We start from the raw sequence: 12,583 nt of genomic DNA, 5'->3' as shown, positions 1-12,583 counted from the left end.
AATTACGCACGGAAGATCGCCGCAGGACTTCTCCGTTACTTCGCCGATGCAGCGACTCTTGACCTGTCACACCCACGCGCTACGCACCCGCCATGGCCTATCCCACCTCCCCGCTCGCCTCGCCCTTCCCCGCCATGCCGCCGATCGCCGGCGTCACGCCGCACGTCGTGCGCGCCGGGTACAAGGACTGGGGCCGATGCGACCTGACTTATGTGGAGCTGGACGAAGGCACGGCCGTCGCCGGGGTGTTCACGAAGAACCTCTGCTGCTCCAGCGAAGTCGAACTTGGCCGTGACAACGTGAAGCAGGGCCAGGCCCGCGCGCTTGTCGTCAACGCGGGCAATTCCAACGCCTTCACCGGCTATCGCGGGCGCGAGGCCGTCGAGCAGATCATGGACCAGGTCGCCGCCCATATCGGCTGCCCGCGCGAACAGGTCTTCGTCTCCTCCACCGGCGTGATCGGCGTGCCGCTGCCCAAGGACAAGGCGCGCGAAGGCGTGGAGAAGGCCCTCACCGCCGGGCCCTGCTCGTGGGAAGAGGTGGCCAACACCATCTCAACCACCGACACGTTCGCCAAAGGCGCGACGGCAACCGCGATGATCGGCGAGACCAAGGTCACGCTCGCCGCCGTCATCAAGGGTTCGGGCATGATCGCGCCGGACATGGCGACGATGCTCGGCTATGTGTTCACCGACGCCGCCGTGGAGCCCGCCTTCCTGCAGGAATGCCTCTCGGCCGCGAACTTCCGCACGTTCTCGTGCATCACGGTCGATTCGGATACGTCCACCAGCGACACCGTACTCGCCTTCGCCACCGGCAAGGCCGGGAATGCGCCGCTCTCGACCATCGCCTCGCCCGGTGCCCATGCCTTTGCCGCCGCGATCCATGACGTCTGCCGCCAGCTTGCCCACCTTGTCGTGCGCGACGGCGAAGGCGCGCAGAAGTTCATTGAGGTCGCCGTCTCCGGCGCCGTCTCGGACGAGAGCGCCCGCAAGGTCGGCATGGCCATCGCCAACTCGCCGCTGGTGAAGACCGCCATCGCCGGTGAAGACGCCAACTGGGGCCGCGTCGTCATGGCCGTGGGCAAGGCGGGCGAACCGGCCGACCGCGACAAGCTCTCGATCGGCTTCGGCGGCACCTGGGCCGCGCGCGAGGGCCTGCCGCTGGCCGACTACGACGAGGCTCCCGTCGCCGCCCACCTCAAGGGGCAGGACGTCACCATCGAGGTCGATCTCGGCCTTGGCGAAGGCGCCGCCACCGTGTGGACCTGCGACCTGACGCACGGCTACATCTCCATCAACGCCGACTACAGGAGCTGACGATGGCCACTCCGCAGTTCACGATCTGGGGTCGCCTCAACTCCCACAACGTCAAGAAAGTCGCCTGGTTCGCCGAGGAGCTGGGCCTGAACTACGTGCGCCACGATATCGGCGGCCAGTTCGGCTATACCGAGGAGTACCTCGCGAAGAACCCGAACCGGCTGGTGCCGATGATCGAGGACGGCAAGCTCTCGCTCTGGGAATCGAACGCGATCCTGCGCTACATGGCGGCCGAATATGGCGGCGAGCGCTGGTTTCCCCGCGATCCCATCGACCGGGCGCTGGCGGACCGCTGGATGGACTGGCAGATCACGTATGCCGACGCCCAGCGCGTGCCCTTCCTGGCCATGGCCCGCACCCCGCGCGAACAGTGGGACATGCCCGCCATCGCGCGCGACGTGCAGGCCTGCATCGCCCACCTTGCCGTGCTGGAGCGTGCCCTGAGCGAAAAGCCCTGGCTCTCCGGCGGACAGTTCGGCCTGGGCGACATTCCCATGGGCGTCTACGCCTATACCTGGTTCAGCCTGCCGCTCGACCAGTTCGGGCTGGACCGGCCCGAGTTTCCGGCCCTGACCGAATGGTACGCCCGCATCCGTGAGCGCAAGGGTTATGCCCAGCAGGTCATGATTCCGCTCACCTGAACCTCCCGCAAAGGCCTCCCGCATGATCACGCCCACGCTCAACGCCGCCGTCGAAACGATCATGCGCGAGGTTTCGCGGGATGTGATCCTGCCGCATTACCAGTCGCTTACGGCCGCGCAGATCGTCAGCAAGGCGGTGAACGACGTCGTCACCGTGGCCGACCAGGAGAGCGAAGCGATCCTCACCGAGCGCCTCACCGCCCTGCTCCCCGACGCCTCGGTGGTGGGCGAGGAAGCCACTTTCGCAGACGAGAGCGAGCTGCTCAAGCTGAAGGACCGGCTGTGCTGGATCGTCGACCCGCTCGACGGCACTAACAACTTCGCGGCCGGCAAGCCCCCCTTCGGCATGCTGATCGCACTGGCCGACCGGGGCGAGACGCTGGGCGGCTGGATTCTCGACTGCCTGACCGGCCGCTTCTGCCGCGCCTCGCTGAACGGCGGCGCCTGGGTCAACGAGGAACACCTCACCGCCCAGGCCACCGGAGAACAGCCGCCCGTCGCCGCGATCTCGCTGATCTTCACCGAGGAATCGCGCCGCGAACGCCTGCGCACCGAAGTCGCCCCGCACTACCGCATGGTCGACATCCCCCGCTGCGCCGCCGAACAATACCCCCGCCTTGCCCTCGGCCAGAACGACGTGGCGGTGTTCGAACGCACCTTGCCCTGGGACCACGCGGCGGGCGCCCTATTCCTCAACGAAGCCGGCGGCAAATGCGCCCGCCCGGACGGCACCCCCTACCGCGTCGACCAGTTCGACCGCAAAGGCCTGATCGGCGCCGCCTCGCCCGCCTTGTTCGAAGCGCTCGCCAACCGCTTGTCCGCACTGGAAGATTGAGGGACACTCGTCTGCGATAACGCAAGAACATCTCGCAGCCGGAGAACCCGAGCGGACCCTATTCGATCGTCACACCCGCGACACGCCAACTGCCGTCCTGTCGTGAGAGGGAGACCGTCTCCACCGCGTTCGCTTTATTAGCGAAACTGGTGCGGAATTTCACGACCTCATACCCCGAAGGCGGTGCCGGAAGGTTCTCCTGACGAAGAAACGTCCGAGAGATCACCGGCCCTAACGGTATGCGCACATTTTGATTGGTTTCGGCCCACACCTCCAACGTATTCAGCTTCTGGAAGGCCGAGCCGGTTCCCTCGTAACTTTTCTTCCATTGCCCCTGATCGATCAGGGTCAACCAATGACGGGCAATCTCTACCACTTCCGAACTGGCAGGCGTGGTCGAAGGAGCCGGTTCGGTGGGAGATGTCGGCGTAACCTGCGTAACGGTAACTAGCGCCAGAAGGCCAAGAGCAATCGACATGAGCAATACTCCGGTAACGATCCGGGGAGAGCGATCCGCCCGCCCCGCGCCGCCGATCGGCGCGCTGGCCTGATCGATCTCCCGCCGCGCCGCGTCATCCCCGATTGCCGTGTCCCCCAAGGAATTGGGGGAAGCCGTCTGCCCGTTTTCGCCTTCCGCATCGAGCAACAGGCGCGCCGCCTCGCGGCTGCTCGACACTTCCATCTTGCGCCGTGCTTCGCGAAGGCGCTCGTTGATCGTATGAACGGAAAGCCCCAGGCAGCGCGCGGTCGACTTTGCATCATGGCCGCGCACGATCAGACGGAGGGTCTGTTTTTCCTTCTCGGTAAGCCCCCAGAGAATATCGTTCACCGGCATGTTCATACTCTCTGCGGGTAAGTTCGACGCGCTGCCTTCACTACCCCAAAAAATCTGTACCCAAGGCGCGGATCAAGGGTTTTCGTCCTCCTCGCTATTTCCGAACCACACGGGCGGTCCTGCTCGCCCCAAAGAAAAACCCCTCCCGCCTCGCGGCGGAAGGGGTTTTGCTATCCGTCTTGGAACCGGCCGAAGCCGCAACGAACGCTTAGAGTTCGCCTTCGATCCAGCCCTTCAGCGCGCTCTTGGGAGCGGCGCCGAGCTTCTGGGCGACGGGCTTGCCGTCCTTGAACAGCACCATCAGCGGGATCGACTTCACGCCGATCTCGGCAGGGATGCCGGTGTTGGCCATGATGTCCATCTTGGCGATGGTCACCTGCTCGGAAAGCTCTTCGCTGATCTCTTCCAGAGCGGGGCCAATCATCTTGCACGGGCCGCACCAGTCCGCCCAGAAATCGACGAGCACGGGCTTGTCGGACTTGAGAACGTCTTGTTCGAAGCTGGCGTCGGTAACAGCGATGGTCGCCATGAATTGAAACTCCTCGGGTATCTCGGTTGAACGCAATCTAGGGACGAATTGCCATGAGGCAACGCTTGCACGGCCATAGGTTTACTGCGGCGGGGAAAAGTCCGGCTTGTGAGCGGCCAGAACGTCCGCCGGAACCGCGATCAGGCGCGGCACGGCGGTGTAGAGCAAGGCCACTTCCACGCGCTTTCCCGGGAAGGCCACTTCCAGCGCGGCGGCATAGGCGCCCATCTGGCGCAGCACCCCGCGCGGCACCTGTTCCAGACTCTCGGGCGGGCGGCGCGCGGTCTTGTAGTCGACCAGCCGGACGCGGTCTGGCTCGACCACCAGACGATCGATCGTGCCCGCCACCACCTGCCCGCCGACCACGGCGGCCACCGGAACTTCCGCAAGACTGGCCGGGCCGAATATCTCGGACCACGCGGCATTGCCAAGCACCGCCATGGCGCTGGCCAACATGGCCTCGCGGGCGTCTTCGGCCAAATCGGCAGCGTTGCGCGCGAGCCATTGCCAGCCCGCTTCCTCGCGCAAATCGGCAGCGACTTGCGGCAGGCGTTCGAGCAGCTTGTGCACCAGAGTGCCACGCCGCAAGGCATCGCGCCCGGCCCCCGGCGGGAACGGCGGATCGGGTGCGTCGTCCTCGCCCAGCGAAGAGGGCGCCAGCGGACGGGGCGGGCGCGGCTCCGCAGGTGGCGCCCGCTCCAGCCAGCGCGGCAGGGGTTCGCGCAAGGGCAGTTCGACCGCGCGAACTTCCGCCGGGAGCGGCTCCGGCGGCTGCCCGTTCTCGCACCGCGTGCCCCAGATCGCGTCCTCGACGTCCGCCTCGGCCGGGAACAGGGCGCGCAGCCGGGCGTACCAGCTCTTGTCGGCCGGGCCGTCCTTGTCGCGCCGCCCCAGCGCGCCGCCGATGAACAACGCCTCCTCGGCGCGGGTCATAGCGACGTAGAGCAGGCGCCAATGCTCCTGCTCGTCGCCCTCGCGGTTCTCCGCGATCCGGGCGGCGATACGGCCGACCTTCTCGTCCTTGGACAACGGCGGCAGCGGCACCTTGCGCCGCTCGTCGCGCGGATCGGCCAGGTCGAAACCGCGTTCGCGCGCAGCTTCGGGGTTGCCGGTCGCGTCGGCCAGGATGACGATGGGCGCCTGCAGGCCCTTCGAGCCGTGGACGGTCATCACGCGCACCAGGCCCGAGGCGGCATCGGCCTCGCGCTTCAGTTCTCCGTCGCCGGCATCGAACCAGGCCAGGAACCCGGCGAGGCTGGGCGTATCGGTGGCGACATAGGCCTGGGCGGCATTGACGAGTTCGTCGATGGGATCGTTGGCCTCGCTGCCGAGCCGGGCGACCAGCTTGCGCCGCCCCTGCCACGGCCCGACGAGCAGCCAGTGCAACATGGCCTGCGGCGGCGCGAAGTCGGCCAGGGCCAGCAGATCGCCGAGTTGCTGCAGCACCGCCGCGATCTCGGCACCGGAACCGGCGCGCAAGTGTTCCCAGAGATGCCTGTGCCGGTCGCGATAGGCGTGGCGCAGCAATTGCTCCTGGCTCCAACCGACGAGCGGGGATACCAGCAGCGCGGCGAGGTTGAGATCGTCAAGCGGCTGCACCGCGAAACGCAGCGCCGCGATCAGGTCCTTCACGGCCAGCGGCGCACCCAGGCGCAGACGGTCGACGCCGGCCACCGGCACGCCGGCCGCGTGAAGCCGCGCAACGATCAGCCCCGCAAGTTCCTTGCGCTGGCGCACCAGCACCATCACGTCGCCCGCACCCGCACGGCGCGGCTTGCCCTTGTTCAGCGTGAAGCCCGGCCCCGAGGGATCGAGCCATTCGCGGACCTGCTGCGCGATGCGTTCCGCCATCTGCCGGTCCGGGCGGGAGAGCCAGTTGGGCTGCTGCCCGTCGTGCTCCTCCGCGCCCTCGTCATCTGCCAGCGGCGCGTCGTCGTCTTCGCCGCTCTGCTCCGAGACAGGCTGCCACAAGGCGACATAGCCCGGACGCTCCTGCCCGACATGGGGCTCGGCCGGACGATCGAGGCCGAAGCTGGCATGGCCGATGCCGGCAATGGCCTCGTCCACGAAGTCGAGCACGCGCTGCGCCGTGCGGAAGCTGCGGTCCAGCCCGAGTTCCACCAGCGGCCGCGCGGACAGGTTGCTGCGCAGCATATCGGCATTTTCAGCCGCCTCGCGCATCTTGCCCCGCACGCGGTCTGCCGCGCGGCGGAAGTTCTCGGGGCTGGTGCCCTGGAACCGGAAGATCGCCTGCTTGTAATCGCCCACGACGAACAGGGTGCGCAGCAAGGGGGGCTGCCCGTGACGTTCCCCGTGTTCCACGGCATGTTGACGCTCGTGCTGGCCCAGCCCGGCCCAGAACTCCTCCGCCATGGCGAAGACGATGTCCCACTGCGCGGCATTGGTGTCCTGCGCCTCATCGACCAGGATGTGATCGAAACGGCGATCCAGCTTGTAACGGATCCAGTCCGCCGAAGCCTGACCGCGCAGAAGATCGGCGGCGCGGCGGATCTGGTCGTCGAAGTCGATCAGGCCTTCGCGCTGCTTGGCCTCGTCCCAGGCAAGCGCGAAAGCCCGGCCGAGCCGCAATGCCGGCACGAGCCGCTCGGCCAGGCCGAGCAGCGCCTTGACCTCGCGAATGCGGGCAAGGCCCTCGCCGACGCGCAAGGCATAACCCTCGTAGTCGGGATCGCGCTTGGACAAGTGGTTGAGGCTGCGAACCGAATCGTCCTTGGTGAACAGCGCGGCATGAACATCGTCGATACCCTCCGCCCGGCGCGCCGGAGACTGGGTGAGCCAGGGCACCAGCACGTCGGTTGCCTTGTGGGCGGTGGCGGTGTTCCAATCGGCCAGGACTTCGCAGCACCGGCGCAGCGAGCGCACATCGAAGCCGTCGTCCGCACACATTTCCGCGAGCAGGTCGTCCCCGGCGTCGGCGGGCAGGCCGAGCAGGCGCACGACATGGCTGCGGATGTCGCCCGCCTGCCACGATCCCGGGCCGAACCAGGCCTCGCGCGCACCGGCGCAGCGCAGCAGGAACTCGACGACCGAATCCGGCCCGTGCCGCAGCGAGAGCTGGGCGATAGCTTCCAGCAGCGGCGCACCGTCGAAAGGATCGTTCTCCGCCGCGACCAGCAGATCCGCCAGGACCTGCCGTGCCAGCAGGGCGCGCTCGCGGTCCTCCATCGGCCGGGCGCCCGGCACCAGCTCCGCCTCCAGCGGGAACGTCGCCAGCAGCCACTGCGAGAAGGCGTGGATGGTGTCGATACGAAGCCCCCCGCCCGGACTGTCGAGCACCGCGGTGAACAGCGTTCGCGCACGGGCGCGCGTGTCCAGATCGGTCGGCGCGCCGATCGCGTCGAGCCGCTGGAATAGCTGGGTATCTTCCAGCCGCACCCATTCGGCCAGGGTGCCGTTGATGCGCGCGGCCATTTCGGTGGCGCCGGCCTTGGTGAACGTAAGGCACAATACCTGGGACGGCTCCACCCCCTCCTGCAGCAGGAGGCGCAGCACGCGGGAAGACAGCACTTGCGTCTTGCCCGTGCCCGCCGAGGCCGAAAGCCAGACGGTATCGCGCGGATTGACCGCCAGCATCTGGTTGCCGTGCAGCGGATGGACGGCGGCAGGACCGCTCATGCCCCCTCCTCCGTGGCACTGCCCTGCACGCGTTCACGGCTGCCGAGCGAAGTGATCCATTCATCGAGACGCATCAGCTGGTCGTAATCGGCATAGGACCCGAGCTCGGGGTTGAGACGCGCGGTGAAAGGCTCGTTGCCGAGGATCCAGCGGTCCAGTGCATCGTTCAGGTAGCGCTCGGTTTCCGGCAGGAAATCGTCCGGTTCGATCCCGGAGCGGCGCTTGCCGACCTTGAGCGGGGTGGCGGCGTAGCCGAACTGGTTCTTGTCCTTGGCCATCGACCAGTATTCGAAGCCCCCCGCCTCGCCTTCGATCTCGCGGCCCTGCATGTCCTTGAAGCCGCCGGCTTCGGCGATCAGCGCGATCAGGCCAAGCTGCAGCGCGAAACCTTCCTCCACTCGCCGCGGAGTGGGCGGCGAGCCCGTCTTGTAGTCGACCACGGCCAGCGTCCCGTCAGCCTGGCGGTCGATGCGGTCGGCGCGGCCGTGGATACGGATGTCGCGGTGGCGCATGTCGCCCCAGGCCTCGCTCGCCACCACACGCCGCCCCTCGGTCTTGTGCCGCAGCACGAGGTCGCGAAAGGTGTCGAGCGCGGCCGAGAGACGCGGCCACCACAGCGCGCGCATCAGCGGATGGGCGTTCTTCTCGGTCAGCACGGACTGGGCAATCGTGTGCAGCCCGTCGACCGGCTCACCCGCCTTGTGCCAGTCCTCCAGGATCTTGTGCGCCACTTCGCCCTTCCACGCCGCGCTCGGTTCGGCATCGAGCGCGTCGAGCTTGCGGAGGCGCAGGATCGCATTGGCGTAGAATTCGTAGGGATCGCCCCGCAGGCGGTCCAGCCCGGTGACCGCCAGGTCGACGCGGCGCTGCTCGGGCGCCGGCATGGGCTGCGGCCGAGGGTGCGGCGGCACCGGTGCGGCATCGTCCAGCATGCGTGCCAGGCGCAGCGCCTCCGCTTCGATATGACGCTCACCCTGCTCGCCGAGCAGCGCCTTGACCCGCAGCACGAAGCGCGAGGGGATCACCGGCCCCCCGGCATCGCGCAAGGCCCAGCTCAGCACGACGTCCGGCGCTCCCAGCGCGGCGGCCAGATCGTGCGCGGCAAGGCCGATGCGGAAATCGGCCCCCGGCACGCCGAGCGCGCGCAGCACAGCAGGCGGCAACAGGGCGTCCTGCGAGGGGGAAGCGGGCCAGACGCCTTCCACCAGCCCCCCGCAAATGACCAGGTCGGCGCGGCTCATCCGCGCTTCCAGCAGGCCGTAGATCGCCACGCGCGGATGGCCGCCCCAGGGCGGGCGCACCGAGACGCGGTCCATCGCATCGCGCAGCATGGCGTGAAGTTCGCGCGGATCGAACAGCGTTCCCGCAGAACCGGCCGCCGCGCGCAGTTCCTCGACCAGGGCGCTCAGTGCCCGGCCGTCGGGACCGCCCCAGATCGCTTCGCCGCACATCGCCTCGGCCGCGTCGGCAAGCCTTCCCAACATGAAGTCCAGCGGATCGCCTTCGCTCAGCGCGAAGAGCGGCGCGAGCATCGCCTCGACCTCGCCCCACCAGCCTTCCAGCTTTTCCTGCACCGCCAGTTCGGCCAGGGCGGCAAGACCGGCCCCGGGGCGCGGCCCGCGCAGTGCCAGGTCCAGTCGGCGGGCATTCTCGAGCCAGCGGGCACGGCCTTCGCCGCCCCCTGCCAGCGGATGGATCAGCAGGGCGATCAGCGGCACGGGCGCGGCCTGCTCCGCCATCACTTCGGCCAGCAGCAGCAGCAGGCGGCCAGAGGCGGTCTGCGCGAGCGGGCGTCCTGCGGTGTCGTCCGCCTCGATGCCCCAGCGGGTGAGATGGGCGACGACCCGCCCCGCAAGCCCGCGGTCAGGCGTAATCAGCGCCACGCGGCGTTCCGGGACTTCCAGCGCCTGGCGCACCAGCACCGCGATGGCCTGGGCTTCCTGCTCGGGATGAGTGCTTTCCATCAGCCGCACCCCGGCCAGCCGTCGCTTCTCGGGACCAAGCGCGACCCAGGCCGCCGATGCGCGGGGCGGCAGGAACAAGTTGGAAATCACGGTGCTGCGCTCGGCCGGCGAGGCGCCCAGCCCCGAACGGTGCCAATGCGCTACCTCCTCGCGCGAAATGCCCATGCGATTGAGCAGCAGCTTGAGGTGATATTGCGGATGGGTGACGGCATCGCCCCGGCCGAACGGCGGATCGTCCGGACTGTCGGGACGCCCCGCCGTGCCGAGTTCGTCCCAGACTTCCGGCGGCAGGGAAAGATCGAAATCGGGCAGGACCACGCTGCCGCCGGGCAATTCGCTGACCACGCGCAGCAATCTTGCCAGCGAAGGCGAGGCACTGGTCACACCGGCCGCAACGATGGGATAGGCCGGCGGCGAGGCCTGCCATTCGCGGGCGGCGTGCTCGAACAGGAGGTTGCGGCGCTCCGGCGCGTCGATCTCGCCGCGCTCGGCCAATTCCGCGATCCAGTGCTGCTGCACTTTCAGGAACGTGCGCGTATTGTCGGTCCAGTGGCCGGCCAGATCGCCGACGATGCCGATCACCCGTTCGCTCATCAGGTCGATCGGGGCGATGCCTTCCACCAGCAGGCGGTCCATCGTGCGCCCCAGTTCCCAGGCGCGGCGCAGCAGGGCGGCGCCCTTTCCGGCCTCGGCGCCCTCTACCTCGCGCAGGAAGTGAGCGATGCGGAGCCAGCGCCGGGTCGGATCGGCCGCGGGCGGGATGTCAGAGGCACCGAGCGGATCGAGCAAGGGCCCCAGCGTCTCGTCCAGATCGAGATCGCCCACCACCACCATGCGCGGCAGCAGAAGACCCGGCCTGTCGGTCGTGCCGGAAAAGCGCACGAAAGCCTCGGTCACCGTGCGGACCGTGCGGCGGCTTGGCAGCAGCAGCGTCAGCCGCGCCAGGCCCAGTTCACCTTCGGCGTAACGCGGCACCAATCCCGCCACCAGGGCGTCTGCGAAGCCGCGGTGAGCGGCAATCGAGAATACGCGCGGCCCTCTCTTGTCGGGCCCCGCCCTGTCAGGCACGGGTCAGCCATTCCTCGGTGGGCTTGATCGCGGTCGGCTCGCCCACTTCGAACCAGAGCCCGGTATGGGAAATGCCGTAGAGGCGCCCTTCCTTGATGGCGCGGTTCCACAACACGTTGGTCGAGAATGGTCCTTCCGGCGCATCGCGCAGGAGGCGCTTCGATACGATCTGGATGCCCGAATAGATGAAGGGCGCGATGCGGCCCTGCTTGCGGCGGGCGATGCGCCCTGCGGGATCGAGGTGAAAGTCGCCCTCGCCCCGATAATTCACCGCGCGCGGATGCGAGACCAGCAAGAGCAGTGCATCCATGATTTCCGGGTTCCAGGCCCGCGAAAGCTCGTGGAACACGTCTTCCGGTCCGTCGAGCCAGATATTGTCGCTGTTGAGGCAGAAGAACGTCTCGGGCAGCAGCGGCGCAGCCTTGACCATCCCGCCGCCGGTTTCCAGCAGGCGTTCGCGCTCGTCCGACACGGTGACCTGCGGCCCCTTGTGGCGCGCCTTGAAGTGGCCTTCCAGCGCGTCGGCAAGGTAATGGACATTGACCACCGCCTTCTCGACCCCGGCCGCATCGAGTTTGTCGAGCGCGTGGTCGATCAGCGACTTGCCGGCGACGCGCACCAGCGGCTTGGGCTGGGTGGCAGTCAGCGGCCGCATCCGCTTGCCGAGGCCGGCGGAGAGCACCATGGCCGTATCGCTGGCCAGCTTCACTTCGTTCATGCCGCGTAGCTCCCGCCATTGGCGTCGCGCAAATGGGCGGGGATATTGGCATCGAACCAGCGCGCGACCGGCTCCAGTGCCGGATGCGCCAGGTCGCGTTCGAGCATCGCCCAGACGCGGGGGATCAGTTCCAGATAACGCGACTTGCCGTCACGCCGCCAGAGACGCACGAAAATGCCGATGATCTTGGTGTTCCGCTGCGCGCCGAGGCGGGCATAGTCCGCCAGGAACGTCTCGGGATCGGCATCGGTGGCCTGGATGTAATGGTCGAACATCTCGGCCTCCAGTTCGGGCGAGACATCGCGGCGCGCGTCCTGCAGCAGCGAGACCAGATCGTAAGCGGGATGGCCGATCAGCGCGTCCTGGAAATCGAGCAGGCCCTGCTTTTCCAGCGCGCCGAGCAGCATGATGTTTTCGGCGTGGTAATCGCGCAGCACGGTCACGCCCGGGCGCTGGCGAGGCAGCAGTTCACCCATCACCGCTTCCCAGGCGGCGGTGAAGCCCGCGGAATCGACGTAGAGGTTCTGCGCCGTGCAGTACCAGTCGATGAACAGGCGCACCTCGCGCTGATACTCGCTCATCGAATAGTCGAGGAAAGGCCCCGGCGGCAGCTGGCGGAGCTGCGCCAGCACGTCCACGGCGCCGCGGTAGACGGCCTCTTCGTCGTCCTGCCACTGGTCGAGATAGTCGCGCATCCGTGCGTGGCCGAAGTCCTCGATCAGCACGAGCCCGCGTTCCGCCCAGTCCGCCAGGATGCGCGGCGCGCGCAGCCCGTTGGCATCGAGCCAGCGCGCGGCGCGCAGGAACGGCGTGGGATCCTCGTTGGGCGGCGGCGCATCCATCAGCATCGCCGTTTCGCCATCCGCGCGGGTAACGCGGAAATAGCGCCGGAACGAAGCGTCCCCGGCAAGCGGTTCGACGGCGGCGCCTGCCCATCCGGCGTCGGCCAGGAAGGGTTCGAGGTCCTCGGGAAGGTTCGCTGGGTTCGTGCTCATTTCGGGATTCGCCCTAGAGCATTTTCAAGTCGGGTGGAAACAC

The 12,583-nt window shown here is 67.9% G+C and carries 9 protein-coding genes; 3 read left to right on the top strand and 6 right to left on the bottom strand.

Annotated elements, in window-relative coordinates; genetic code table 11:
- The first annotated feature begins 92 nt into the window (after positions 1 to 92).
- The 3 genes from argJ to ACZ1J6_RS09215 are packed head-to-tail and all read left to right on the top strand — an operon-like array spanning position 93 to position 2,795.
- Complete coding sequence (gene argJ / locus ACZ1J6_RS09225; protein WP_431568369.1) at positions 93 to 1,319, top strand: bifunctional glutamate N-acetyltransferase/amino-acid acetyltransferase ArgJ; 1,227 nt, start codon at positions 93 to 95, stop codon at positions 1,317 to 1,319.
- Between the two features lie 2 nt (positions 1,320 to 1,321).
- Positions 1,322 to 1,960, top strand: coding sequence for a glutathione S-transferase family protein (locus ACZ1J6_RS09220; protein ID WP_431568368.1), 639 nt, complete (start codon positions 1,322 to 1,324; stop codon positions 1,958 to 1,960).
- 22 nt (positions 1,961 to 1,982) lie between these two features.
- Positions 1,983 to 2,795 carry an inositol monophosphatase family protein gene (locus ACZ1J6_RS09215; RefSeq protein ID WP_431568367.1) on the top strand — a complete coding sequence of 271 codons (813 nt, stop codon included), beginning with the start codon at positions 1,983 to 1,985 and terminating at the stop codon, positions 2,793 to 2,795.
- Between the two features lie 58 nt (positions 2,796 to 2,853).
- Here the strand turns inward: ACZ1J6_RS09215 and ACZ1J6_RS09210 are convergent, their stop codons facing one another.
- The 6 genes from ACZ1J6_RS09210 to ACZ1J6_RS09185 all read right to left on the bottom strand — a co-directional run bounded on the left by ACZ1J6_RS09210 (position 2,854) and on the right by ACZ1J6_RS09185 (position 12,540).
- Positions 2,854 to 3,636, bottom strand: coding sequence for a DUF4019 domain-containing protein (locus ACZ1J6_RS09210; RefSeq protein ID WP_465128057.1), 783 nt, complete (start codon positions 3,634 to 3,636; stop codon positions 2,854 to 2,856).
- 202 nt (positions 3,637 to 3,838) lie between these two features.
- Positions 3,839 to 4,159: a thioredoxin gene (gene trxA, locus ACZ1J6_RS09205; protein ID WP_021235408.1), complete on the bottom strand. Its 321-nt coding sequence runs from the start codon at positions 4,157 to 4,159 to the stop codon at positions 3,839 to 3,841.
- 81 nt (positions 4,160 to 4,240) lie between these two features.
- The gene (gene addA / locus ACZ1J6_RS09200) at positions 4,241 to 7,795 is read right to left on the bottom strand and encodes a double-strand break repair helicase AddA (protein WP_431568366.1); all 3,555 of its coding nucleotides are present in this window, start codon (positions 7,793 to 7,795) and stop codon (positions 4,241 to 4,243) included.
- Complete coding sequence (locus ACZ1J6_RS09195) at positions 7,792 to 10,827, bottom strand: PD-(D/E)XK nuclease family protein (protein ID WP_431568365.1); 3,036 nt, start codon at positions 10,825 to 10,827, stop codon at positions 7,792 to 7,794. Before ACZ1J6_RS09195 ends, addA begins: the two co-directional genes overlap by 4 nt.
- Positions 10,820 to 11,545, bottom strand: a complete 726-nt coding sequence (locus tag ACZ1J6_RS09190) for a nucleotidyltransferase family protein (protein ID WP_431568364.1) — start codon at positions 11,543 to 11,545, stop codon at positions 10,820 to 10,822. Before ACZ1J6_RS09190 ends, ACZ1J6_RS09195 begins: the two co-directional genes overlap by 8 nt.
- Positions 11,542 to 12,540 carry an aminoglycoside phosphotransferase family protein gene (locus ACZ1J6_RS09185; protein ID WP_431568363.1) on the bottom strand — a complete coding sequence of 333 codons (999 nt, stop codon included), beginning with the start codon at positions 12,538 to 12,540 and terminating at the stop codon, positions 11,542 to 11,544. Before ACZ1J6_RS09185 ends, ACZ1J6_RS09190 begins: the two co-directional genes overlap by 4 nt.
- Positions 12,541 to 12,583: the final 43 nt, after the last annotated feature.

Source organism: Novosphingobium sp. BL-S-21 (genome assembly GCF_055521655.1).
This window is presented reverse-complemented; position numbering and strand designations above follow the sequence as displayed.